This is a genomic window from Brevibacillus migulae, assembly GCF_004521915.1.
GTDB classification, from domain to species: Bacteria; Bacillota; Bacilli; order Brevibacillales; family Brevibacillaceae; genus Brevibacillus_F; species Brevibacillus_F migulae.
The window spans coordinates 71,874-96,138 of the sequence record NZ_SDKD01000014.1; the positions used below are offsets into that span (position 1 = coordinate 71,874).

22 protein-coding genes and 1 riboswitch are annotated in these 24,265 nt (G+C 52.0%); of the genes, 21 read left to right on the top strand and 1 reads right to left on the bottom strand.

The annotated features are described in order from the left end of the window. The first annotated feature begins 17 nt into the window (after positions 1-17). From EIZ37_RS16470 to EIZ37_RS16565, 20 genes are all read left to right on the top strand, one after another. Complete coding sequence (locus EIZ37_RS16470; protein ID WP_167568949.1) at positions 18-1,175, top strand: glycosyltransferase; 1,158 nt, start codon at positions 18-20, stop codon at positions 1,173-1,175. Next, a complete protein-coding gene (locus EIZ37_RS16475) occupies positions 1,148-2,275 on the top strand; it encodes a glycosyltransferase family 4 protein (protein WP_134685859.1) in 1,128 nt (375 codons plus the stop codon). Before EIZ37_RS16470 ends, EIZ37_RS16475 begins: the two co-directional genes overlap by 28 nt. A 3-nt stretch (positions 2,276-2,278) precedes the next feature. Further along, positions 2,279-4,147, top strand: a complete 1,869-nt coding sequence (gene asnB / locus EIZ37_RS16480; protein WP_134685860.1) for an asparagine synthase (glutamine-hydrolyzing) — start codon at positions 2,279-2,281, stop codon at positions 4,145-4,147. 89 nt (positions 4,148-4,236) lie between these two features. After that, positions 4,237-5,514, top strand: a complete 1,278-nt coding sequence (locus EIZ37_RS16485; protein ID WP_167568951.1) for a glycosyltransferase family 4 protein — start codon at positions 4,237-4,239, stop codon at positions 5,512-5,514. Further along, positions 5,511-6,410, top strand: coding sequence for a UTP--glucose-1-phosphate uridylyltransferase GalU (gene galU, locus EIZ37_RS16490; protein ID WP_134685862.1), 900 nt, complete (start codon positions 5,511-5,513; stop codon positions 6,408-6,410). The genes EIZ37_RS16485 and galU overlap by 4 nt, the downstream gene beginning before the upstream one ends. Continuing rightward, positions 6,407-7,027, top strand: coding sequence for a sugar transferase (locus EIZ37_RS16495; protein WP_134685863.1), 621 nt, complete (start codon positions 6,407-6,409; stop codon positions 7,025-7,027). The genes galU and EIZ37_RS16495 overlap by 4 nt, the downstream gene beginning before the upstream one ends. A gap of 15 nt (positions 7,028-7,042) precedes the next feature. Continuing rightward, complete coding sequence (locus tag EIZ37_RS16500) at positions 7,043-8,221, top strand: DegT/DnrJ/EryC1/StrS family aminotransferase (RefSeq protein ID WP_134685864.1); 1,179 nt, start codon at positions 7,043-7,045, stop codon at positions 8,219-8,221. Next, positions 8,208-9,488: a type III PLP-dependent enzyme domain-containing protein gene (locus EIZ37_RS16505; RefSeq protein WP_134685865.1), complete on the top strand. Its 1,281-nt coding sequence runs from the start codon at positions 8,208-8,210 to the stop codon at positions 9,486-9,488. Before EIZ37_RS16500 ends, EIZ37_RS16505 begins: the two co-directional genes overlap by 14 nt. Then, positions 9,485-10,462, top strand: a complete 978-nt coding sequence (locus tag EIZ37_RS16510; RefSeq protein ID WP_134685866.1) for an ATP-grasp domain-containing protein — start codon at positions 9,485-9,487, stop codon at positions 10,460-10,462. Before EIZ37_RS16505 ends, EIZ37_RS16510 begins: the two co-directional genes overlap by 4 nt. Positions 10,463-10,565: 103 nt before the next feature. Next, the gene (locus EIZ37_RS16515) at positions 10,566-12,434 is read left to right on the top strand and encodes a polysaccharide biosynthesis protein (protein ID WP_134685867.1); all 1,869 of its coding nucleotides are present in this window, start codon (positions 10,566-10,568) and stop codon (positions 12,432-12,434) included. 100 nt (positions 12,435-12,534) lie between these two features. After that, positions 12,535-13,905 (top strand): right-handed parallel beta-helix repeat-containing protein, encoded by a 1,371-nt coding sequence (locus EIZ37_RS16520; protein ID WP_134685868.1) that lies wholly within the window; start codon positions 12,535-12,537, stop codon positions 13,903-13,905. 111 nt (positions 13,906-14,016) lie between these two features. After that, a complete protein-coding gene (locus EIZ37_RS16525; RefSeq protein ID WP_134685869.1) occupies positions 14,017-14,703 on the top strand; it encodes an FHA domain-containing protein in 687 nt (228 codons plus the stop codon). 24 nt (positions 14,704-14,727) lie between these two features. Beyond that, positions 14,728-15,504 (top strand): alpha/beta hydrolase, encoded by a 777-nt coding sequence (locus tag EIZ37_RS16530; RefSeq protein ID WP_134685870.1) that lies wholly within the window; start codon positions 14,728-14,730, stop codon positions 15,502-15,504. 177 nt (positions 15,505-15,681) lie between these two features. After that, positions 15,682-16,374: a hypothetical protein gene (locus EIZ37_RS16535; protein WP_134685871.1), complete on the top strand. Its 693-nt coding sequence runs from the start codon at positions 15,682-15,684 to the stop codon at positions 16,372-16,374. 97 nt (positions 16,375-16,471) lie between these two features. Beyond that, on the top strand, positions 16,472-16,684 hold the full coding sequence (locus tag EIZ37_RS16540) for a hypothetical protein (RefSeq protein ID WP_134685872.1): 213 nt from the start codon (positions 16,472-16,474) through the stop codon (positions 16,682-16,684). 132 nt (positions 16,685-16,816) lie between these two features. After that, positions 16,817-18,148, top strand: coding sequence for a DNA recombination protein RmuC (locus EIZ37_RS16545; protein WP_134685873.1), 1,332 nt, complete (start codon positions 16,817-16,819; stop codon positions 18,146-18,148). Positions 18,149-18,253: 105 nt separating this feature from the next. After that, positions 18,254-18,679 (top strand): YugN family protein, encoded by a 426-nt coding sequence (locus EIZ37_RS16550; protein WP_134685874.1) that lies wholly within the window; start codon positions 18,254-18,256, stop codon positions 18,677-18,679. Positions 18,680-18,911: 232 nt separating this feature from the next. Next, a complete protein-coding gene (locus EIZ37_RS16555; protein ID WP_134685875.1) occupies positions 18,912-19,541 on the top strand; it encodes a VanW family protein in 630 nt (209 codons plus the stop codon). Positions 19,542-19,840: 299 nt separating this feature from the next. Continuing rightward, positions 19,841-20,269, top strand: a complete 429-nt coding sequence (locus tag EIZ37_RS16560; RefSeq protein ID WP_134685876.1) for a DUF1284 domain-containing protein — start codon at positions 19,841-19,843, stop codon at positions 20,267-20,269. 113 nt (positions 20,270-20,382) lie between these two features. Then, on the top strand, positions 20,383-22,437 hold the full coding sequence (locus tag EIZ37_RS16565; RefSeq protein ID WP_134685877.1) for a hypothetical protein: 2,055 nt from the start codon (positions 20,383-20,385) through the stop codon (positions 22,435-22,437). A 112-nt stretch (positions 22,438-22,549) separates the two neighbouring features. Here EIZ37_RS16565 and EIZ37_RS16570 read toward each other — a convergent pair whose 3' ends face one another. After that, positions 22,550-23,104, bottom strand: coding sequence for a GNAT family N-acetyltransferase (locus EIZ37_RS16570; RefSeq protein ID WP_235828066.1), 555 nt, complete (start codon positions 23,102-23,104; stop codon positions 22,550-22,552). A gap of 124 nt (positions 23,105-23,228) precedes the next feature. Continuing rightward, positions 23,229-23,414, top strand: a riboswitch (Lysine riboswitch). A gap of 92 nt (positions 23,415-23,506) precedes the next feature. Between EIZ37_RS16570 and dapD the strand changes: the two genes are divergently transcribed. Continuing rightward, the gene (dapD, locus tag EIZ37_RS16575) at positions 23,507-24,217 is read left to right on the top strand and encodes a 2,3,4,5-tetrahydropyridine-2,6-dicarboxylate N-acetyltransferase (protein WP_134685879.1); all 711 of its coding nucleotides are present in this window, start codon (positions 23,507-23,509) and stop codon (positions 24,215-24,217) included. Positions 24,218-24,265 lie beyond the last annotated feature (48 nt).

Here is a 24,265-nt window from a genome sequence, read left to right on the forward strand (position 1 = left end):
AGCAAGGGGGTAACACGATGAAGCAACCGTTACGAATCGTTTTCGTGATGCCCAATCTGGCAGGCGGCGGAGCGGAGCGGGTCATGGTCACGGTGCTGCGTCATCTGGACCGCAGCCGTTTTGAACCGATCCTGATGACCGTCGAGCTGTCAGGACCGTATGTCGCGTTGATCCCGGAAGATGTACAGGTCGTGAATCTGCAGGCGGGAAGAGTGCGCCATGCTTGGCGAAAGATGGTCAAAGAAATCAACCGTCTGCAGCCAGCGGTCGTGATGTCCACGATGGATTATATGAACCTGGCTGTAATTGCGGGGAAGATGGCGTTTGCGAAAAAGCCGCGGATTGTCATCAGGGAAGCCAATACGCCTACACATGCCATCGGAGCCCTCTCTTCTCTGAAACGTGTGGCATTTAAAGCGTTGTACAGGTTGCTCTATCCGAAGGCAGATCTGGTCATCGTGCAGTCAGAAGGAATGAAACAGGATTTGCTAGACTTTTTACCCCATCTCTCGCAGGAAAAAGTGATCCGCATCTACAATCCGCTTGATGTGGCGAGCGTACTCCAAAAAGCGGCGAGGAAAGAGGAAGCTTTTTTGCTGCCAGCGGGAAAGCAGATTGTCGCAGCCGGGAGACTGACCTATCAAAAAGGGTTTGACCTGCTGCTGGCTGCCTTTGCCCAAGTGGCCAAGGCTGTACAAGATGCTCGGCTCGCGATCCTCGGAGAAGGTCCGCTGGAGGGCGAGCTGAAAGCGCAGGCTCGCGCGCTCGGAATAGAGGAACGGGTTAGTTTTTTGGGCTTTCAAGAAAATCCATATGCTTTTTTGGCCCAAGCCGATCTGTTTGTGCTTCCGTCGCGCTGGGAGGGCTTTCCCAACATTTTGCTCGAAGCGCTAGCCTGCGGATGTCAGGTGGTCGCGGCAGATTGTCCAAGCGGTCCTCGTGAAATTTTACAAGGAAACCGATATGGCTTGCTGGTCGAACCGGAGCGGGTAGCCGCCTTGACAGCGGGGATGATCAGCGTGCTGTGCGGGGAATACAAGTTTGCTCCCGGTCGTGAACGCGCGTTGGCATACGATGCAAAACAGGTCGTGAACGCCTACGAGCAAGCATTTGAACATGGGAGGGTAGAGGAAGGAGCAGGGGAAAGATGCGAACGTACAGGTACTTGGCGGTAGGACCATTGCCTCCTCCCATTGGCGGAGATACCATCTCCTTTTCCCGGTTAGTAGAAAATCGTCTTCTACGCGAAGCCGGGATTCAGCTTGAGATCATTGATACTTCACGTAAAGAAAAAGAAAGCAGACTCGTTCGCAGGCTTGATTGGCGCGATTTGTGCAATGCTATCAGAATTGCCGGTGCTGCTCTATTCAAGCGAAACACGGTTGACGGCATGCTGATCTGGGCAAACAATCGCTTTGCCTATACGATCGGGCTGGTGCTGATCCTGCTGTTTCATTTTTTCAACAAAAGGCTGATCCTCAAGCTGTTTGGCGGAGATTTTGCCGAGGAGTTCGGCAGACTCCCGCGCTGGTTTCAACGATTGGCTATGCGGATCTTCTCGAAAGTGGATGTTTTATTGCCGCAAACGAAACAGCTCTGCCGCTATTTTACCCAAGTGCAGGGAGTCTCGGAGGCCAAGGTGGTGCATTTCCCCAATTTTCTCCCTTTTGAGCCCATCGCGTACACGGAAAAGCCAGTCATTGATAAGATCCGTACCGTTTTCGTGGGTCAGATTCGCACTGAAAAAGGTGTCTTTGACATCCTCGAAGCTATGAAGCAGGTGCCAGGCATGTCCTGTACCTTTTACGGCCCGATCTTTCGGCAGGATCGTGAGCGATTTTTTCAACTGCTGGCGGAGCTTCCCGAAGCGAGCTATGGGGGCATCCTGGCGCAAAAAAACGTGGTGCAAACGATAGCCGGCTATGATTTGCTGCTGCTGCCCAGCTACCACCCGGGAGAAGGGTATCCCGCAGTGATCGTGGAAGCGTTTTTTGCTTCTGTACCTGTGGTTGCTTCTCAGTGGCGAATGATCCCTGAGCTTGTCCATCACGGTGAAAACGGGTTTCTTGTCAACCCGCGGAGTCCGGAAGAGATTGCCTTCTATGTGGAAAAGGTTCTCCAGACTCCGGCGTTACACGCCCAGCTCAGCGCGGCTGCAGGAAGGACAGCACAGCGATTTACCGAGCAGCGGGTCATCGGGGACATCCTTCTCCCGCTGCTGGGTGTCGGTAGAGGAACGGCGCTTCAAGATCTCGCCATGGAGAAAGGAGGCTAACCGATGTGCGGGATAGCTGGCATCGTAACCAAAGCGACTGCATCCATCCATGAACAACTGCTGCAGGCAGAAGCGATACAGCGTCATCGCGGACCAGATGGGCAAGGGATTGGTGTCTATCGGCTCGGGGAGTGTACCGTGGGATTTGCCCACCAGCGGCTTTCGATCCTCGATCGCAGCGAGCTAGGCGCACAGCCGTTTGTCTACCAGCGGAAAAAAGGGGTATTGATCTACAACGGCGAGGTGTACAACTACAAGGAAATACGCCGTGAGCTACACGAGCAAGGGTGCCAGTTTATCAGTGACAGTGATACAGAAGTAGTGCTGACGGCTTTGCATCATTGGGGAATCGAAGCGGCCTTGCCGCGTTTCAACGGCATGTGGGCTTTTGCCTGGCTTGATCTCGACAATCGAAAGCTGCATCTGAGTCGGGATCGCTTCGGCGTAAAGCCGCTTTACTATGCCGAGGTAGGCGGTGAGCTTTTGTTCGCCTCCGAAATCAAGACCATTCTCAAGCTTGCGAATCGCACCTTTGCCCTGAATCATGCCGCCATCGGCGCTTATATCCAGCAATCATTGCTCTGCGCCACAGAAGACACGTTTTATCAAGAGATCCGCAAAGTCCCCCCTCGCCATACGCTTTCGCTCGATCTGGCTTCCGGCTCCCTTGACATGAAGCTGCAGCCGTACTGGCAATTTCCCCAGCTCCAGACGAACGAAGCGAAGACAGAGAAGCAACTGATCGAACAAGTCCAAGAGCTGTTTGCAGATGCGGTGCGGCTGCGTCTGCGCAGCGACGTTCCGGTCGGAGTGCTGCTCTCCGGCGGTCTGGATTCCTCCTCCATTGCAGCAGTCATGAACACCTTCACCAAAGGGGAAGACAACCTGCATATCCTGTCAGCGGTCAGTCATGACACGCGATTTGACGAGAGTCCCCATATAGACATGATGAGTCGGCATTTGCAGCAGCCTGTTCATAAAGTCATGCTGCAATTCGAGGCGAAGCAGGCTTTTGATTACTTGCATAATGTGACCTGGTACAACGACGAACCGATCGGCAGCTTTTCCACCGTGGCGCATTACTTGCTGATGCAGCATGCCAAGGAGCTCGGGATTACTGTAATCTTGAGCGGACAGGGGGCGGATGAGCTGCTGTGCGGCTACCGGAAATATGTGGGCTTCTATCTGCAAGCGCTGATGCACCAAGGGAAGTATCGGGAGGCACAGCAGGTGCTGGTTGCATTCTGGCGGCAGAAAACGATCCTGCATCAATTTTCGTACTCGGAAGCCAAGCGCTACTTGCCATCTTTTTTCAAAGCAAAGGAAGCCGATATTGCCGGCGAAGCGCTGCAGAGCTATCGACCGGTTCAGCTCGGTCTGGAAAAAGGCATGACGGTAGCAGAAAGACAGCTGCTCGATATCACCCGGTTCTCGGTGCCTGTGCTTACCCATTACGAGGATCGGATGTCCATGGCATGGTCGCGAGAGGTGCGGTTGCCCTTTTTGGACTATCGACTCATTGAGATGCTCCTTCCCTTGCCCCCGCACTTCAAGCTGCGCGACGGCTGGACCAAATACCTGCTCCGCAAAGCCATGGAGCCGCTGCTTCCAGCGCAAATCGCCTGGAGAAAGGATAAGCAAGGCTTCGTCAATCCGCAAAGCGAATGGTTGAAGCATGAGCTTAGAGACGAGGTGCTCCGCTATTTTTCACCGGATAGCCTGATTTTTACCCATGGACTCATCCACCGGCAAAACCTGTTGGCCAAGTACGAGCAGTACTGTCGTCAGCCTGTAGGAAAAGGCACCATCTGGTTCAAGGATATTTTCAATCCGTTGGCACTGGAGATCTGGCTGCGCCAGTCTTACCGATAGGGGACTTTGGTTCTGTGCAGGGATGGCCATGAATAAAGTACTAGTAACAATACATGCTGGCAACTGCTAGGCGAAAAGGAGTGGTCCCGGTGAAAATTTTGTATATCCATCAATACTTTACGACCCGGGAAGGCACGCTCGGCACCCGTTCCTACGAGTTCGCCAAATATTTCGTGAAAAAGGGGCACCAGGTGACCGTACTGACCGGGGATTCCTATCTGCCGCCGATGGAGGGGGAGGAGGCAGGTTGGTTCACTCGCACCTGCACGGTGGACGGAATCCGGATCATTGCCGTAAAAAATGCGTACTCCAATTACATGGGCTTTCTGCGCCGAGCGCTCGCCTTTTTCGCCTTCGTCTTCTTTTCCACGTGGATCGCTCTCTTTCTCAAGCGGCACGACCTCGTATTCGCCACTTCGACCCCATTGACTGTCGCCATCACTGCTTTACTGCTAAAAAAGCTTAGAAGGATTCCGTTTGTGTTTGAGGTGCGGGACCTTTGGCCGGAGGCTCCGATCCAAATGGGGGCAGTCCGTTCCCGGCTTGCAATCCGGCTGCTGCGATGGCTGGAGCGCACCACGTATCGGGAGGCGGTACAGGTGGTAGGTCTGTCGCCGGGGATGGTTGCGGGTATCCTAGACACCGGGATCCCGCAGGAAAAGGTAAGCATGATCCCCAACTGCTCTGATCTGGAACTGTTTGACCCATCAAACGCCACGGTGCAGGGGAGTGCCGCCGTGATAAGAAGGAAACTGTCTCTTGAAGGAAAGCTGGTCGTCCTGCATGGCGGGGCGATGGGCGTCGCCAATGGGCTTGATTCTCTCATCCGCACCGCCATCCTGTTACAGCAGCTGGGAGAAAGCGAGATTTTCTTTATCTTTGCGGGAGAGGGAAAAACCAGACCGGAGATGGAGAAAACGGCACGGGAACAGGGATTAACCAACATCCTTTTTACGGGGGCTGTTCCGCGCAAAGAGATGCCGCTTTATTTGTCCATGGCTGATGTGACGGTCACTTCGTTTCGTCCATTGCCGATCCTCGCGACCAATTCTCCCAACAAGTTTTTCGACTCTTTGGCAGCAGGAAAGCCGGTGATCGTCAATGCGGCAGGGTGGACGAAAGAGATCGTAGAGTCGTATGGGGTCGGTTTCTATGTCGATCCGCACGAGCCGGAGAATCTCGCCCGTTTGCTGCGTGCTGTGAAAAACGACAAGGAACGTCTGTGGGACATGGGGATTCGTGCACGGCGTCTGGCAGAAGAAAAATACGACCGCATCAAGTTAGCCGGCCAAATGGAGGAGCTATTGGCAAAAGCATTGAACCAGGCGCAGACGGTATCTGCCAGAGGGAGGGTATGGGCAAAATGAAGGTCAGAAAAGCGATCATTCCGGCAGCGGGGCTTGGGACCCGTTTTCTGCCTGCCACGAAGGCGCAGCCGAAGGAGATGCTGCCCATCGTAGACAAGCCAACGATCCAATACATCGTCGAGGAGGCTGTTTCCTCGGGGATCGAGCATATCATCATCGTCACGGGGCGGGGCAAGCGAGCCATAGAGGATCATTTTGACAAATCGTATGAATTAGAGGCGATTCTTTCTGCCAAGCAGAAGCTTGCCGAACTGGAGGAAATCGAACGGATCACCAATCTGGCCGACATCCATTACATCAGGCAAAAGGACCCAAAGGGGCTGGGACATGCGATCTGGTGTGCCCGTACTTTTATCGGCGATGAGCCATTTGCGGTGCTGCTGGGAGACGACATCGTGGTATCGGAGAAGCCTTGTTTGCGGCAGCTCATCGAGGCTTACGAACATTTCCATACCTCGGTCATCGGTGTCCAGCAGGTAAGCGAGGAAGCGGTGGAGCGGTACGGAATCGTCTGTGGGGAACGGATGCCTGCCAGCAGTGGTCTCTATCATGTCAGCGATCTGATCGAAAAGCCGCGCCGCGAGGAATCGCCTTCTCGCCTTGCGATTATGGGACGCTACGTCATCCGTCCGGAGATCTTCGCTATTTTGGAAAGGCTGGAGGCGGGGGCGGGCGGAGAAATCCAACTGACGGATGCGCTGCGGCTCCTATCCAAACGTCAGGCGGTCATGGCCTATGAGATGCATGGAAAACGCTACGATGTCGGTGACAAGCTGGGGTTCATCGAAGCAACCATTGATTTCGCCTTAGCCCGTACGGACATGGGGGAAGAAGTCATCAAGCTACTGGAAACCCGTCTCGTCAGACTGAAAAGCACAACTCAGGCAAGCAGATGAAACGATGCCTCGATTTCACCGTCGCTTTGCTGCTTTTGCTTTGCCTTCTTCCCGTTCTCATCGTTCTGATCATTCTGATTCGTGTCAAAATCGGCTCTCCGGTGTTGTTCAAGCAAAGGCGCCCAGGTTTTCAGGGGAGGCCGTTTATCATCTATAAATTTCGCACCATGACGGATCAGCGAGATGAGCAAGGGCGGCTGCTGCCCGATGAGGCCAGAATCATTCCTTTGGGCAGGATGTTGCGAAAGTACAGCTTGGATGAGCTGCCGCAGCTGTTGAATGTGCTGAAAGGCGAGTTGAGCCTTGTCGGGCCGCGGCCGCTCCTGATGGAGTACTTGCCGCTTTACAGTCCCGAACAGGCCAGAAGGCACGAGGTAAAGCCGGGGATCACCGGCTGGGCCCAGGTACACGGTAGGAATGCGCTGACCTGGGAAGAAAAGTTCGCGTTGGATGTGTGGTACGTGGATCACCGCTCCTTCCTGCTTGACCTGCGCATTCTCTGGATGACGGCGGGAAAAGTCTTTCATCGCGAAGAGACTGCCCAGCAGGAGTATTTGGTCGTCGAGGATTTTGCCGGAAGCAAAAAGGAAGCGGTGGACGGGCAATCATTCGGCTGAACAGGAGGAGAAACGATGACGACCAACAAGCGTATCTATCTGTCGCCTCCGCATCTGGGCACAGAAGAGCAGGTTTTTATGGCGGAAGCTTTCGCGTCCAATTGGATTGCTCCCCTGGGGCCACAGGTGGAAGCGTTTGAGCGGGAGCTGGCCGAGCGGGTCGGAGCAAAAGGAGCGGTGGCTCTTTCCTCAGGGACTGCGGGCATCCATCTTGCCCTGAGACTGCTGGACATCGGGGTGGGGGAACTCGTGTTTTGCTCCAGCCTTACCTTTGTCGCCAGCGTCAATCCGGTGTTGTATCTGGGAGCCACACCCGTGTTCATTGACTCGGAGCCTGATACGTGGAATATGTCGCCAGCTGCATTGCGCCGGGCTTTGCAGGAGGCGAAGGAAAAAAAACGGTTACCCAAGGCGGTCATCGTCGTCCATCTGTATGGGCAAGCCGCCAAGATGGATGAAATCGTCCGGGTGTGCCAGGAATACGAGGTGCCGATCATTGAGGACGCTGCGGAAGCACTTGGAGCATCGTATTGGGAAAAGTCATGTGGGACGTTTGGCAGATTTGGCGTGTATTCGTTCAATGGCAACAAAATCATCACGACATCCGGCGGAGGTATGCTCGTCTCCGATGATAGGGCCGCGCTCGAGCGTGCCCGGTTCCTTGCTGCTCAGGCACGTGAGCAAGTCCCTTACTATCTGCATCATGAACAAGGATATAATTATCGGCTGAGCAATCTGCTCGCAGCAGTGGGAAGAGGGCAGCTGCGTGTTCTGGAAGACCGTATCGCAGCACGACGTCAGGTTTTTAGGCGATATGAACAAGGGCTGGCGCATCTGCCAGGCTGGGAGAGCATGCCAGAGGCAGCAACGGGTCGATCTACACGCTGGCTGAGTGTGTTTACTGTTGACGAAACACGTTTTGGCTGCACCGCGTCGGCGGTCATCAAAGCGTTGGAGCAAGCCGACATCGAGTCCAGGAGGGTCTGGAAGCCCATGCATCAGCAGCCCTTGTTCACCGGATGTCTCTTCTATCCGCATGACGAGAATATCAGCGTAGCAGATCGCTTATTTGATCAGGGTATCTGTCTCCCTTCCGGCTCCAGCCTGACAGAAGAAGAGCAGCTGCGCGTGATCGAAACGATCCGGAGTTGCCAATCCCATTCTAGCGGGGAGGCTTTGCATGTATACCTATGATCAGCTTTCCCGATGGTATGAGCTCTATCAATCCGCTTTTTACTTGTTTGATGCCGATCGCTTGCTAGGCAACTATAGCCGAATGCGTCAGGCCTTTGCACAGCGATATCCCGACGTGCGGATTGGCTATTCGTACAAGACGAATTATTTGCCTTATCTCTGCTATTCGCTGCACGAAGCAGGGGCATATGCCGAGGTGGTCTCCGGCTTGGAGTATGAACTAGCATGCAAGCTGGGGGTTGCTCCGCAGCACATCATTTTCAATGGCCCCTTGAAAAGAGAAGCCGAGCTGCAGGAAGCGCTGCAAAAGGGCTGCATCGTAAATCTCGATTCCTGGGCCGAGCTTGAGATGGTCATCAACTGTGCCAGGGAGAACCCATTGCGGCAGATCAACGTCGGACTGCGGGTCAATTTTCAGCTCGATCAGGATGGAAAAAGTCCGCTTCAATCCGGATATGAGGTGAGTCGTTTTGGATTTTGCGTAGAAAATGGCAGCTACCACATGGCCTTACAGCGATTGGAAGGGGTAGCCAATGTCAGCGTCGTTGGGCTGCACGGTCATTTTTCTGCGAATCGCAGTCTGTCCGTCTACGAAACCATTACGCGTACACTGTGCCAACTGGCAGTCGAGACGTTGGGGGACAACCTCTCCTACATCGACGTCGGCGGTGGTATGTATGGCCCGCTCCCGGATACATTCCAGGCAACAGACATCCCCAGCTACGAGGATTACGCCGAGGTGATCTGTTCGGCTATGCACGAAGAGCTGCGGAAGCTCGAAAAGAAGCCAACCCTCATACTGGAACCGGGCATTTCACTGGTAGCTGATACGTTTATATTTGTTTGCAAAGTGATCGATCGCAAGGAAAATCGCGGCAAGCGCTTCGTTTTGGTAGATGGCAGCGTCCACAACATAAAACCGACCATGCATCCCCATAATCTGCCGATGCAGATCATCAGTCCCGATCCGCGTAATGGGGAAGCGGAATATCACGTGGTCGGGTACACCTGTATGGAAAAGGATTACCTGCTGTTTGGCCATAAGGCTCCTGAGCCGCAGATAGGGGATTTCCTCCTGTTCAGCCATGTCGGCGCCTATACCATCGTATTTTCCCCGCCGTTTATCAAAGAAAGACCTCCGATAATCGCAACACGCAAAGACGAATGGCTGATTGCCAGGAGAAAAGAAACGATCGAAGCGTTTTTTTCCGATGAGCTGTACCACTTTCCGAGCCAGCCAAGCGGCCAAGAGGAGAATGCGAGATGAATGTATTGTTGACGAGTGTGGGACGGCGCGTAAACTTGGTGCGTTGCCTGAAGGAGTCCTTGGCGGGCAAAGGAAAGGTCGTAGCGGTTGATTGTGACTGGACGGCGCCGGCGCTTTATGCGGCGGATGCGCATCAAATCGTCTCGCGGATTGATGAGCCGGACTATGTAGATGTGCTGTTACAGATATGCATCCATTATCAGATTGAAGCCGTGCTCTCCCTGATCGATCCGGAACTGTCTTTACTCGCCCGGCAGGCGGAGTCATTCCGTGATGCAGGGGTGCAGGTCATTGTTTCCTCTCCGGAAGTGGTAGAGCTATGTCTGGATAAAAAAGCAACGAGTGATTTTTTGCAAAAGCATGATTTCCCGCACATTCCGACCTATGGGACAGTAGAAGAGATCACGGATGCGATCTCCGAGGGCGTGCTTTCCTTCCCGATGCTGGTGAAACCTCGCAAAGGGAGCGCGAGCCAAGGAATCTCGGTGGTGACCTCCATCACCGATCTGAAGCAGGTGCTTGGCAAAGGACTAGAAGAGCTGATTGTCCAACCTTATCTTCATGGGGATGAATACGGGGTCGACGCCTACGTAGATTTGATTTCAGGAGAGCCTGTCTCGATCTTTACGAAAAGGAAGCTGCGGATGCGAGCCGGGGAAACGGATCGATCGCTGGCGATCCAAGACCCTGCCTTAACCGGGCTGATTCACCGGCTGATTGATAAGCTGCAGCCAAGAGGGCCGATCGATATCGACTGCTTTAAAATTGGAGAGTCGTATGTCATATCGGAAATCAACCCGAGATTTGGCGGAGGCTATCCGCATGCATACCTGTGCGGGGAGGACTACTTCGCCTGCCTGGCCGCCAATTTGCAGGGTAGGCCCAATGTACCGCGGCTTGGCGCTTATGAAGCAGGCAGCACGATGCTCAAATACGATGAAGTCATGCTGGTGAAAGCAATACGTGGGCAATAAGTCCAGTCATTTTACTCATGAAATGAGGCATAAGACCATAGGATCTATATAGACCCTGCCGGACCGTGGGTGGGTAGGCTTACTAGTCATGGGAGGATAAACAATGAATCGGAACCAAAGGCTGTTATCCTCGATCGCACTGGATCTCATGCTTTTCGCTGTGGCTGTCCTGTTGAGTTACCTGATCCGCTTCGAGGGGAGTGTCACGGAACGGTATCTCGCGGGGATTCCCTATGCGCTGCTGTTGATCGCTGGCAGCTTTTTGGTTTCGTTTTTTCTCCTGAAGGTATACAGCTGCTCGTGGCGGCAAGCGGGGATTCGAGAGCTGCTCCTGATCATCAAGGCCGGAGTGCTCGCGGTGGTCATGGCATGGAGCGCCTACCATGCCTTGCAGGTCATCGAGTTTCACATCCCGATTCCTACCTCGATTTTTATCCTCTCCTGCTTGCTCTCCTGGATCGGCATCGGTTCATCCCGCATCGCATGGCGTGTTTTTCATAACAGCATGAACAAGTATCAGCCCCATCAGAAGCGAGCGTTGGTGTTTGGCGCCGGCTCGGCTGGCAAGCTGATTGTTTCCGAGCTTCTGCATTCTGCCGATACGGATGTGTTTCCGGTTGCTTTCCTCGATGACGACTTGCGAAAACAAAAGCTGAATGTGATGGGCATTCCAATCGTCGGGACACGTTACGATATCGTCAAGACGGTGGAAGCCTACCGGATCGATCTCGTCATTATTGCTATTCCCTCCTTAGACAAGGTGGAGGTGGCGAGCATCATTGAACGCTGCAAAGCAGCCCGGATCCAGGTCAAGCTGCTGCCCCGGCTGAGCGATATGGTCCAAAGCAAGATATCCCTGGATCATATTCGCGACGTGCAAGTGGAGGACTTGCTGGGACGCGACTCAGTGGAGGTGGATTTGCAGGAAATTTCCGCATACATCATGGATAAAGTCGTGCTGGTAACAGGGGCAGGCGGTTCGATCGGCTCTGAGCTGTGCCGTCAAATCTCCTCTTTCCATCCGCGCATGCTGCTGCTCCTCGGCCATGGCGAGAACAGCATCTATGCGATTGAAAATGAATTGAGACGGTTGGATCCGACGGCCTACATCATCCCGATCATTGCTGATATCCAGGACCGCAACCGGATTGAATCGATTTTCGAGATGTACCGTCCAGCTATCGTCTTTCATGCGGCCGCGCACAAGCATGTGCCGCTGATGGAACGCAATGCCGTAGAAGCGATCAAGAACAATATTTTTGGCACCCGCAATCTGGCGGAATGCGCGCATGCGTACCAGGCAGAGCGTTTTGTCGCGATCTCGACGGACAAAGCGGTGAACCCGACGAGCGTCATGGGAGCGACAAAGCGAATTACCGAGCTCATGATCCAAAGCCTGGATAAACGGAGCCAAACGAAATTCGTGGCCGTGCGATTCGGCAACGTGCTCGGAAGCCGGGGAAGTGTCATCCCATTGTTCAAGCAGCAGATCAGGCAGGGCGGGCCAGTCACGGTCACACATCCGGAGATGGTCCGCTACTTCATGACGATTTCCGAAGCGGTGCAGCTTGTCATTCAAGCAGGAGCGTTGGCGACAGGAGGGGAAATCTTCATCCTCGATATGGGCAAACCAGTCAAAATAGCCGATCTGGCCCATGATCTGATCCGTCTCTCCGGCTTGGAGCCGGGGATTGACATTCAGGTGGTATACACAGGCATACGCCCTGGAGAAAAACTGTTTGAAGAGATCCTGACGCAGGAAGAAGGAGCAACCGCCTCCAAGCACAATCGCATTTTCGTAGGCAAACCTAGCGAGCTTTCGTACGAGGAATTCACCTATGTGCTGCGCAAGCTGGAGCAGATCGTCCAAAAAAGCTATACCCCCTCTTTAAACGAGGAAATCATCATGTTGCTGCATCATATCGTTCCTACTTATCAAGGTGCGACGGTCCGTGAATTCATGAAAACGTGAGAAAGAGTGAAAAGAAAACGCTCACATTTCAATGTTCGCCCACATAGAATGGTGATAGTAACTGGCTTGCACGATACCCGCAAGGAAGGGGGAAGCTGTTATGGCCATTCAGTTGGAGGCTGGAGAGCGAGTCAACGTCATGGAATACGGCGCGAAAGGAGACGGCAGCACCGATGACACAGCCGCGATCAAGGCAGCGATAAAGGTCGTGGCGAGCGGAAAAGCATCTGTACTTCTCTTTCCGAAAGGCATCTATAAAATCTCGGCTCCGTTGGAATTGACCAAAGCCAATCGCATTTTTATAGAAGGAAACGGGTCTGTCATCAGAGGGGGAAAGCACGATTTATTCCGAATTCAGGATTCTTCGCATGTGCAAGTGTATCGACTCACGTATGAACCACCATCCACGCAAGGGGCAGCCCGGTTTTTGCGTGGTATTCGTCTTTCACACGTGACCCTACTGGACTGCCATATGACCAATGGCGCCCTGGCGTATTTTTATGGCACCTATGACGGCGACCCAATCGATTATCAAGACAAGACTTTCTGGAATCAATTTTTGCGCCTGGAGAAATGCACCGTTTCCGGGGAATATCTTGTGGACAACCTCGTCATGGTTCAGAAGGCCAACAATGTCGTCATCACTCAATGCCTCTTCGAAAAAGCAACGGGAGACGGAGTGAAATTCAACGGAGGAGACAGTGAAAACCTATATCTTTCCTTCAACGAGTTTCGTCATTTGAATGGGGACGGCATCGATATGTTTGGCTCCGGACGGTATTTGCACATTGACAATAACTATTTCCATCATATTCGGGGCTACCCGGCCAACTTGAAGCTGTCGGGGGATCAGAACAATCAGGGTGGAACGACATTCAAGGCCTGGTTTGTGCAGAACCGGGTGGAAAATAACGCGCTCGGCTTAGGCTTAGCCAACGGGAAAAACATCCTGGTGCAAAGTAATATCTTTCGCAATAATGGCACCGATCCCGTCGATGGGACCACGTATTCTCACTTGATCATGGTTGATGAATCTGCGGAGGATATCCGGTTTATTGACAATGATTTTCTCGAAAATCGCACGAGGCAATCGATCCTGACGCTCGAGCAGACCGGCAAGGATGCAAATCTTCACACGCTCATTCGGGATAATCGTTTCCGCAACAACAGCTCGCCGTATGTCATCTTCATCGGCAAAAGCGAATCAACGGCAAATCGGATGATCGACATCACGCAAAATGTGTTCGACGGGTTTTCGGACCGTGCGATCGCCGTGCAAATGACGAGAGGTTCGGTCACCATTCGACACAATCGGTTCCTCAACGGCAGGGAAGGGGTCCGCATCATGACGCTCGCTGCGGGAGTCCGCGTCTATATTACGGAAAATATCGCACAAGTGTCCGGTACCCCCATGATTAACAGCACGGCCATCATCCCGATCGAGCAGTTAAATTCCTGGAATGTCCGCTGAAACAGGGAAAAGCCTTTTGAGCAGTTACACGATCGAGCGTTTTCGTGTACAATCTGCGTAAAGGGCTTTCTTTTTTTTGCTTAGTATTTTGAAAAGCGGAGTGAACCATAAATGAAACACGACGTGTATGTGGTGGTGGAAAAAGGGGAGCCATTCCCTGAAGGCAGTATCATCGCCATTACCGATCAAGAATATGCCATCGGCAGAAGCACGCATCATCATATCCCGGATATCGCCTTCACCAGCCTGTATATTTCCAGGGCGCATGCGGTGATCAGGCGCCAGCAGCAGGAATGCTATCTGGAGGATCTGGAAAGCAAGCACGGCACCGAGGTGAATGGTGTGGCGGTTACCGGCAAACCTGTGCTACTGCGGGATGGCGACCAGATTCGCTTGGCCAAGGGTGAGGCGATCTTGCATTTTCATAATGAATTTGAAAAGGAATGGGAGCAGACGAAGGAATTTGTCTTCCCTCCTGGCTGGAAAGAAGGCAAAACAGGGGGATTGATCATCCACCCTGAGCGCAGGGAAGTATTTGTAGACGGTACCCTGATCCCATTGGCCGGAAAGGATATGGAATTGTTGCTGTTTCTCTATCAGAAGGCGAATCAGGCGGTCAGCTTTGACGAGATCAAGCTGCATATTTGGCCCGAGCGTCAGGAGGAAAGCGCAAGCGGCGTTCCGGATGTTGGGTTAAATGAGATTACCGTTCTTGTCTATCGGATTCGTAAAAAGCTGGGCAAATACGGTGATCAGATTGTCACGATCCCCCGCTTTGGCTATATGCTTGATCGATAAGAAATAGGAGAGGTGGGAAACGAGATGGCGAAGGAACATGTCTGGATCAAGAGCCGCGGCATGCAGCTGTCTGCCATGATGCAGCTGCCGACTGGAGTGGAGCATCCGCCGGTTGTCGTGATCGCACACGGCTTTACCGGGGAAAAAGTAGGCGGTGGACAACGGCTTGTACATATTGCCAATGCGCTGGAACAAGCGGGTTATGCTTCGATTCGTTTCGATTTTGCCGGATCCGGGGACAGTGAAGGCACATTTGCAGCACAGACGACCGTCTCCGGATGGATAGAGGATCTCCATGAGGTGGTCCAATGGACTGCTGGACAACCACGTTTTCACCAATCTCATCTCTATCTCCTGGGCCATAGCCTTGGCGGAGCGATCGTCCTTTTGACCGATGTACAGGGAGTGCCGATCGCCGGACGGATTGCACTCGCTCCCGTGATCAATCTGGTCGATAACTTTCGTGAGACGATTATCGGTCCTAAGCAATGGGCTGAAGCGGAATCCGGCAAGACCATCTCTCACTTTTATGGCAGCAGTTATTTTCTGGAACCGACGTTTGTCCATGATTTGCTGGAGAGCGGTCATGATCCGGTGGAGGCAAGCAAAAGCTATCAAGCCCCTGTATTGCTGATTCACGGCACACAGGATGCAGCTGTGCCCGCAGCAGGTTCCCGTATCTTCTACGAGCAATACCACGGGCCCAAGGAATTGTTGCTGGTAGAAGAGGGAGATCACGGTTTTACATCCCATCTTCCTGTGGTCATCGAAAAAGTACTCTCTTGGCTTTCTGTGCGGTAATCAACATTCCGCCTGGTCCTGACCTCTAACGAAAACAAGCTTATCTTGCCGATCCGTATCATCGAGCTATCATCGTTTTATCATCAAAATGTGAAGATGATTTTATGGAAGACAGACGATGCGTGAGGTATCGTACGTTAGGGAGACTTGTTAGGGTGTTTGGACAGGGGGATTCATATGAAACAGATCAATCTTCTCATGCTGGCGGCTCTGCTGTTACTAGCGGTGGCGAGCGGGTTTGGGATTGAGATACCAGAGTGGATTCAGAAAGAGAAGGCCCAAGCACAGGGCCAAGAAATGTTGAAACAAACCGCGGCGATCCATGAGGAAAAACTCGCTTTTGTCATGCGCGATCTGCAAAGCACGTCAACCTATATGGTCAATGAAGAGGAAGCGAAGAAAAGCTTTTCACCTTTATCAACCGTACATATTCCACTCGCGTTTCTGACACAAGATTCGCAAAAGAAGGAAGCGTTGCAGCAATCTCTTCAGAAGCTCGGATACGGTCATCAAGCAAGCGATGGCACGACCGCGATCACCGTCCGCGAGCAGGTCGAATTTCTGGTGCGCATGCTGTCAGGGCAGTTGTCGGTTGATCAAGACAAGATCGATGCGGTAAAAGAGGGAATGCTTATTCACAAACAGGATGGCCTCGTATACGCAGGTATGGCTAGCGAAAAGGAAGAAAACGCTTGGTACGTCGGTTATGTGGAAACGAAGGAAAAGACGTTTGTTTTTGCCACACATCTAACCAGCGGCCAGGATCGCAATGGAGAACGTGCCAGGAAGAAAACAGAAACCATTCTGCGCGGGATGAACATCCTACCGGCCGAAGCCATGAATGACAATGACAATGACAAACAGCTGTAAATACAACAGGAGCCAAGGATCAAAAAAATGACCAAGGCTCTTTTTTTTCGTCTGGTAAAATAAGGATGACGCTCAATAGAAAAGGAAGTGTTTTCCCATGATCGATTTAGGAAGCATTTCGCTGGAAAGCAGCACCATCGGCATCCAGCTACTCTTTCTTTCCATCCCCCTCTTCATCATGATTTCCGTGGTGTATTTCGTCGTCCGGCTGGCGAATCGAACAAGTCAAAGCCGTACCCAACAGCTGGAGAAAGAAGTGCATGAGCTGCAGCAAAGAATCCAGGCCATGGAAAAGGAAAAACAGAAATGATCCGGACAAAATGCTTCCGGGTTATTTTTTTAGCTGGTACCATAGCATAAGAACGATTGTTCGCTTTATCTGGGCAACTATGGTAAAGTATAGATACAAGACAATCTGTATGTGGCAAGAGGTGGTACAACAATGAATGAATGGCTGATGGTGGCCTCGGTAGGTCTCAACCTGATCATGCTGGTGCTGGTATTGATCCTGCTGACCCGCAAGGCACCTGATGATCGCGGCAGAGAGTGGGAGTCCCGTTTTGCTGTCTTGCAAAATGGCCTGGACAAGCTGGAGAAAAGCATGCGCGAGGAGATTTCGCACAACCGCCAGGAGGGCAGTCTGACCGCGAAACAGAATCGGGAAGAGCTGCACCAATCCCTGAGCTTGATGAATCGTACGCTGATGGCCAATATGGGCGAGATGGCCACACAGCAAAAGCATCTGCTGGACAGCTTTGCGGACCGTCTGGGAGAAATGACCCGTCTGAACGAGCAGATGCTGGGACAGGTCAGAGAGACGATGGAGCAAAAGCTTACCTTTTTGCAGGAGGATAACAATAAAAAGCTGGAGCAGATGCGGCAGACGGTCGACGAGAAGCTGCATGCCACACTGGAACAGCGATTGGGGGATTCCTTCAAGCTGGTCAGTGAGCGTCTGGAGCAGGTCCACAAAGGGCTGGGCGAGATGCAGGCATTGGCTTCGGGTGTGGGCGATTTGAAAAAAGTGCTGTCAAATGTGAAGACGCGCGGCACATTAGGGGAAATCCAACTGGGCAATCTGCTCGAGCAGATGATGAGCCCGGAGCAGTATGAGCAAAATGTAGCGACCAAACAAGGTTCGGCCGATCGCGTGGAATTTGCGGTCAAGCTGCCGGCTGGCGAAGAATCAGGCCATATATACTTGCCGATCGATTCGAAATTTCCGCTCGAGGATTACCAGCGGTTGCTCGATGCGCAGGAAGAAGGCAATGTGCTGCTTGCCCAGGAAGCGGCGAAGCAGCTGGAAGCGCGCATCAAGCTGGAGGCGAAAACGATACGGGAGAAATATCTGGAGCCGCCATATACGACAGATTTTGCGATTATGTTTTTGCCGATCGAAGGCTTGTTTGCGGAGGTGCTGCGCAGAAGCGGCCTATGGGACACGCTGCAGCGGGAGTACCGGGTGATCATTACCGGCCCGACGACGCTGACAGCTTTGCTGAACAGCTTGCAGATGGGCTTCCGCACGCTCGCGATCCAAAAGCGGTCGAGCGAGGTCTGGCAGCTGCTGGGCGCGGTGAAAACCGAATTTGGGAAGTTTGCAGACGTGCTCGCCAAAACACAGAAAAAACTGCAGGAAGCGAGCAGCACCATCGAAACAGCGGCCGTTCGCACCCGTGCCATCGAAAGACGCCTGCGCAGTGTGCAAGAGCTGCCGGTCAGTGAAGCGGAAAGGCTCCTGCCCGATTGGGATGCTGTGGTCCCTGAACGGTAATGCTCATGATTTCGTCACGATTTTTGTGAGAAACATCACAAATGCGGAGCGCTCTTCCTTCTATAGTATGAGCTAAGAAGGCATACGACGGAAGGAAGAACCAAGATGAAAAACATTGAAACGAATCTGGTAGGTCAGGAATTTTCATTTGCTGAGCTGGATGATGTGCTGCATGAGCTGGGCTTTATCCGCGGCAGCATGTGGGACTACGATTATGCGGATTATGATTATCCGCTGCAGCTGAACAAGCTGGGAGAGAATGTATTCCTGCGGATCTGCACACACGCGACCAGCGGTAAGATCGAGGGCCGCGGCTGCACCGTGATGATCAATCAGATCGGATTGGTCGGCGGAAAATATCAGCAAGGCGTACAGGAGCAGTTCAAGGCGGATCGCCGGCAGCTGGACCGCTCGCGAGAACTACTGGAGCAACTGGCAGCCCGCTATCAGTTTCCTGTTGAAATCTCGCTGGAGACGGCAGAAAAGAACACAAGCAAGCATTACGCAGCAGGCATGCTGCCAACGGCATAAATTCGAAGCCAAAAGACGGAGAGATCCGTCTTTTTCTTCTCCTTCCACTTTTTTTGCATTGAGCCGGATCCCCGCCGTGTAGTAGACTCCAATTGTAGCAACTACAACCCCTCAACAAAACATGATGTAGCGTTAATTAGATTGCCGGCCAGCTGATGGCTGGTTTTTCTTTCGCCTGAAATGGTCGTTGACATAAACATAAATCGATAGAAAAACAGGAGGAATGCTTAGCATGAATCAAAAGCGTATCACAATCGCGGCACTTGCCCTGTTCTTGACTTGCGGAGTCCTCTTGGGCGGATTCCCGCAAGCAGCCGATGCGAAAGCCGCAGCTGCGAATGAACAAACCTCCCCGTTTTTGGATGACAAGATGGACAAGGATTTGAAAAAGATTCTTACACGCCAGTCCCCATCGCTTCTGGGCATCTACGTGACGACGATGTTCACCAGCACGGACGAGCGCATTCATAATGTGAGAAAAGCCGCGAAACAAATCAATGGTGTCGAGATTGGCCCAAACGAAACATTCTCGTACAATGAGACCGTCGGCAACTCCAATATTGCAGGAGATGGCTGGAAGCAAGCAGGTACCTACGTTGGCGGAAAACTGGTCGAAGATTACGGCGGCGGGATCTGCCAAGTATCCTCTACCTTGTTCAATGCGGCGGAGAAAGCGGGGATGGTGATGGTCGAGCGCCATTCACACAGCAAGACGGTTCCGTATGTTCCCCAAGGCAAAGATGCGACGGTAGCCTATGGTGCATTGGACTTTAAATTTACGAATCCATATGATTATCCTGTAAAAATTAAAGCAAAAGTGTACGATGATGCTTACGTACTCGTACGTATTGTAAAAGCCTGACAACATTCACACTCGCAACGAAAAAAGACCCGGTACGGCTGTTAGCCAGTGCCGGGTCTTTTTTCGTTCCGCCCAAAACGTTTTCAGCTGTATAACGTCACATAGGTGAGGACAATGAGCAAGGCCAATGTACCAAAAATGATGCCCAAGATCGTTCCCGTGCCCATACGACTTTTCTGTTTTGTATCCATCCGACTCATCCAGGTAACCTCTCCTTCTTGATGTTATTGCTATTTTGTCCCAAGAAAAGCGCTTGCATGTGTTATGATAGAAAGAAAGGGATGACGGGACGGGGATCTATGGAGAAAGTAGTCTTGCGCGGACATCATCTCCTGTGCGTGCACGGATTTCGCGGCATGGGATACAGTCCGGCATTTGTCGAAAAAATGCGAAGTGTCGTGGAGCAGATTCGGGATGTCGATACTGATTTTCCGATCCAGGTGATCAGAGGCTTTGATATGACCTGTCAGGTCTGTCCCCATAAGGGCGCAGTAGCCTGCGAAGCCAATGAAGGATCCGAAGAGCACGTACAGACGCTTGATCGCAATGTGATCGGTCATCTCGGCTTGCAGGAAAATCAGTCGTACCAAAAGTCGGAGCTGGTGGCCTTGACCCGCGAAAAAGTAGCCCCGGACGATCTGGATGTATTGTGTGCAGGCTGCTCATGGCTGCCGTATGGGGTCTGCAAAGAAGGGATTGCCCAGCTGCGGGGCAAGGATATCCGCTAATGTGGCGACAATTTTCACGAAATACCAGCTTTTCAGTGTCGAAATGAATGAGTGAATCGTGGTAATATACTACAGAATACGATTATCAAAAAGAAAGAGAGTAGGGACATAGAGTGAAACGATCTGTTACCTGCCTGCTGGCTACCGTCCTTTTGGTTGCAGGCGTCGTCCCTGTTGGTGACGCCGGCGCAGCCAACCGTTCCAATGCCGCTGCGGCTAATGCAGCGCTGCAGAGCCAAAAGAACGTGGCCACAGTAAAAAAGCCGCTCCATCACCAGATTTCCTTCAATGATTACCAGGTCGTTGGATTAAATGAAAATGGATGGAACTGGGTGCGCAATAATGAGTTTATCTTGCCGGCCAATACTCCGCTGGATATTGATATACTGCAATATACGTATTCGTCAGAGGGGAAGAATGCGGTTAACCGCAAAAAAGTCATTTTAGACGGAACCGAGCTGGTTGAGTATCGCGGGGAGGTAAGTTCCCCAGAGCATGTGCTTCCTTGGAAGGTACCGCGCTTTACGATTCCGGCATCCCTTCTTTCCGCTGGCGAGCATCTCCTGACTTTTATCGCGGAGGATGGCAATGGCCAGGCGGGGACGGTCAGCGTGAAATTTATCGTCGAGGAGCCAGCGTCCAGTCTCAATGTTTACCAAGGAACGGATGCCACAGGACCGCTGATTGCGTCGGGCTCTACGCAGACCATTTTCGCCAGCAGTGGCTCCATGAGGTTTTATGCGGGCGAACAGGGAACGTGGAAGGTATATACCAAGGGATCGGCCACGGAGTTAAAAGGTGCGTACGGACTCCGATACAATACGGGTACCTTGGAAGCCGGCTCCTATGAGATCGCCTATAAGCCGCTGAAGGAAGGGGCGGAAGAGTGGCGAATCACGCTCGAAATCGGATTGCCCCCGATCTACCAGATCGTGAATGGGGAAAAGCAAAAAATAGCACCGGGTCAAAAAATCACGGCTCCCAGTGTGCCGGCTATTATCCAGCTGAGTGCGGATACACCCGGGAGATGGTACGTAAACGGGACCAATCAGGCAACAACGAATGAGCGAGATTTTGAAGTCATGCTCCCTGAAACGCTCCGCGGGATGACCGTAACCGTCTACTATCAACCGGATGGTTTTGATGGTGCCACCCCGAGCCAAGTGCAAATTGACGTGCCAGTGGGAGAGAGTCCTGCAACGAATACGTGCGATCCAAGTCAAGCGCTGGCCACGTTGGACATCATGACAAAATCGAACGATGACTCCGATCTGGAGCTGGAAAAAATCAATCTGAAGTCATCCACCACGACGCTTGATATCTATCAAGACCCGCTGCATGAAATCTGGATTACCACGTCAGCTGACCATATGGAGCATGGAAGCCGGGCAGATGAAGAAGAAGGTCCGGGTATCTGGGCTGTAAACAATGTGGTCGTAGATGCTGCCCGATTGAACTGGGATCATACCGGGCTCAATATTGCTTCGTTTGGCGTTGGGACGCACAATATCAGATACATCAGCAAGGGAAACACAAAGACGCAGTGGTGCGGCAGCATCCGCATCATTGAAGACGAGCCGCCTGTGTTGGCATCCTTGACCTGCGAGGCTGATGAATCCGGTCCAAGCCCGCAGCTAATTCCAATTCGTCTGGAGACGGACAAGGGAGAGGAACTGCCGGAAAACGGAAGTGTGGAAATCAACTCTCTATCCGAGCTGTCCAAGTATGATGCCTTGACCATGAAGGCGAATCATGTGGCCAACTATGGGACCAAACGGATTAAAAAGGGCTCCAAATCGAACCGTACCTATTTGAACGTTCCGGATGTGCGCTGGGAATACGATGTGAACTATTTTGGAGAAAAACAGAATTTTGGCGGCAATATTTTCTCCCAAAATAAAGTCGACATTCTCTACGAAGGCAAAGTGATCAAGACGATCCGGCCAAAGAGTGAACGGGACTTTGGGGATAAATCCGGCATGAAATCGCTGAACCTGGAATCCATCATTAAAGCAAACGATGCGAAGCCAGGAAAGTATACGATCCGGATCACCCACGAGCTTGCGAATAATGAGTGTAAAGTTGACAGACGTCACGATGTAGATGACAAGGATATCGATAGAGTCGAACAGGAACAAGTCTTTACAACTACAATTGTACTGAAATAAAAGACAAAAACTTGCCTCTTATAACAAGGGGCAAGTTTTTTTGTCGATATATAATTTCAGTGACATAAGACAAACGAAGGCTTCACCAAAGACTTGGCGGAACCAAGGTTTTCTAATATTCATCCTGCTTCTGCAAATCCTCACTCGTGATGGCATAGATCACATGATCCTCCCATACGCCATGAATATTCAAGTAACGCAGCGACAAGCCCTCATAACGGAAGCCCGCTTTCTCCAATACCTTGATGGAAGCGACGTTGCGCGGCATAACGGCACCTTGCACACGATGCAGGCCGAGCTTGTCGAAGGCTTCCGTGACAGCAAGCCGTACCGCTTTTGTCATATAGCCTTTTCCATTATGCTGCTGATCCATAAAATACCCGATCGTCGCATTCTGCCAAGCACCGCGGGAGACATTGGCCAAAGCAACCCGGCCTGCCAACTGATCGTCCAGAAAAATGCCATATGCGTAAGCCTTGTCCTCCTGCCAGTCGCGTCCGGCTGCAGCGATATGGTCCTGACATCCTTCCAGGGTAAAATGGGATTCCGGCCGTATAGGCTCAAAAGGCTGCAAAAATTCTCGATTTCTCACGCGCACCTCCAAAAGGGAATGGGCATCCACCTCGTGGAAAGGGCGGATGGATAGAGCAGGTTCACATTGCCGCATAGAGATTCTCCTCCGTTTCAAAGACATTGGGTTATAAATTGTAACATGCAAACGTGAATACGAGAAGATAGATGGTTGCCACCGGAAGAGGAATTTGATACAGTTAATAGCAATTACATATGTTTGTCTAAATAGAGGTGCGCAACGGATGATTACTTCTTTTCTTTGACGAGGTTGGGGAACGTGAAGAGAAGGAAAGGCCAATGCGCCGAAGTTCCGGCTGTTGCCCCGAGCGACCGGAGCTGGGGTGAATCGTGAAAAACATTCATCCTGTCATGGAAGGAGACTTTCATGGAGCGCTATTTATGATTTGCGAGAGTATGACATGCAATGAGTAAGGCGATCCTTGACTCATTGCATTTTTTGTATGTAAATATGGAAGCCAATTAGGAGGAAAAGAACATGAACATGATGGATGCAAATGAAATTATCTCGTTTATTCAAAAGAGCGAGAAAAAAACGCCAGTGAAAGTACATATTAAAGGCCAGCTCGATGGCATTGATTTTGGCGCCAATACGAAAAGCTTCATTCAAGGCGGAGTTGGCGTGCTGTTTGGCGAATGGAAAGAAATCCAGCCTGTTTTGGAACAGCACCAAGCGCAGATTGAAGATTATGTGGTAGAAAGCGATCGCCGCAACTCCGCGATTCCGCTGCTCGATGCAAAAGGCATTCAGGCGCGGATCGAGCCAGGTGCGATCATTCGTGACCAAGTCACCATCGGAAACAATGCCGTTATCATGATGGGCGCGACCATCAACATTGGGGCTGTCATTGGGGAAGGCACCATGATCGACATGAACGCGGTGGTAGGCGGTCGTGGCACGATCGGGAAAAACTGCCACATCGGTGCTGGCGCGGTCGTTGCGGGTGTCATCGAGCCACCATCGGCACAGCCTGTCATCATTGAAGATGACGTATTGGTTGGCGCCAATGCGGTCATTCTGGAAGGGATTCGTGTCGGTAAAGGAGCGGTTGTAGCTGCGGGAGCGGTAGTGATCGAAGACGTTCCGCCGTATACGGTCGTGGCTGGCACACCAGCGCGTGTCATCAAGCAAATTGACGAAAAAACAAAAGCGAAAACAGAGATTAAGCAAGAGCTTCGCCAATTGTAGGTCAGATGGTAACATCCGCTCATTCTTTTGCCAAGGATGGGCGGATGT

Excerpts from the sequence above, each read along its gene's own strand:
- EIZ37_RS16555 (WP_134685875.1), top strand. The coding sequence starts at position 18,912 with ATGAATCAAAAGCGTATCACAATCGCGGCACTTGCCCTGTTCTTGACT.
- EIZ37_RS16475 (WP_134685859.1), top strand. The coding sequence starts at position 1,148 with ATGCGAACGTACAGGTACTTGGCGGTAGGACCATTGCCTCCTCCCATT.
- galU (WP_134685862.1), top strand. The coding sequence starts at position 5,511 with ATGAAGGTCAGAAAAGCGATCATTCCGGCAGCGGGGCTTGGGACCCGT.
- EIZ37_RS16510 (WP_134685866.1), top strand. The coding sequence starts at position 9,485 with ATGAATGTATTGTTGACGAGTGTGGGACGGCGCGTAAACTTGGTGCGT.
- EIZ37_RS16535 (WP_134685871.1), top strand. The coding sequence starts at position 15,682 with ATGAAACAGATCAATCTTCTCATGCTGGCGGCTCTGCTGTTACTAGCG.
- EIZ37_RS16525 (WP_134685869.1), top strand. The coding sequence starts at position 14,017 with ATGAAACACGACGTGTATGTGGTGGTGGAAAAAGGGGAGCCATTCCCT.
- asnB (WP_134685860.1), top strand. The coding sequence starts at position 2,279 with ATGTGCGGGATAGCTGGCATCGTAACCAAAGCGACTGCATCCATCCAT.
- EIZ37_RS16505 (WP_134685865.1), top strand. The coding sequence starts at position 8,208 with ATGTATACCTATGATCAGCTTTCCCGATGGTATGAGCTCTATCAATCC.
- EIZ37_RS16515 (WP_134685867.1), top strand. The coding sequence starts at position 10,566 with ATGAATCGGAACCAAAGGCTGTTATCCTCGATCGCACTGGATCTCATG.
- EIZ37_RS16570 (WP_235828066.1), bottom strand. The coding sequence starts at position 23,104 with ATGCGGCAATGTGAACCTGCTCTATCCATCCGCCCTTTCCACGAGGTG.
- EIZ37_RS16540 (WP_134685872.1), top strand. The coding sequence starts at position 16,472 with ATGATCGATTTAGGAAGCATTTCGCTGGAAAGCAGCACCATCGGCATC.
- dapD (WP_134685879.1), top strand. The coding sequence starts at position 23,507 with ATGAACATGATGGATGCAAATGAAATTATCTCGTTTATTCAAAAGAGC.
- EIZ37_RS16545 (WP_134685873.1), top strand. The coding sequence starts at position 16,817 with ATGAATGAATGGCTGATGGTGGCCTCGGTAGGTCTCAACCTGATCATG.
- EIZ37_RS16520 (WP_134685868.1), top strand. The coding sequence starts at position 12,535 with ATGGCCATTCAGTTGGAGGCTGGAGAGCGAGTCAACGTCATGGAATAC.
- EIZ37_RS16495 (WP_134685863.1), top strand. The coding sequence starts at position 6,407 with ATGAAACGATGCCTCGATTTCACCGTCGCTTTGCTGCTTTTGCTTTGC.
- EIZ37_RS16560 (WP_134685876.1), top strand. The coding sequence starts at position 19,841 with ATGGAGAAAGTAGTCTTGCGCGGACATCATCTCCTGTGCGTGCACGGA.
- EIZ37_RS16530 (WP_134685870.1), top strand. The coding sequence starts at position 14,728 with ATGGCGAAGGAACATGTCTGGATCAAGAGCCGCGGCATGCAGCTGTCT.
- EIZ37_RS16550 (WP_134685874.1), top strand. The coding sequence starts at position 18,254 with ATGAAAAACATTGAAACGAATCTGGTAGGTCAGGAATTTTCATTTGCT.
- EIZ37_RS16470 (WP_167568949.1), top strand. The coding sequence starts at position 18 with ATGAAGCAACCGTTACGAATCGTTTTCGTGATGCCCAATCTGGCAGGC.
- EIZ37_RS16500 (WP_134685864.1), top strand. The coding sequence starts at position 7,043 with ATGACGACCAACAAGCGTATCTATCTGTCGCCTCCGCATCTGGGCACA.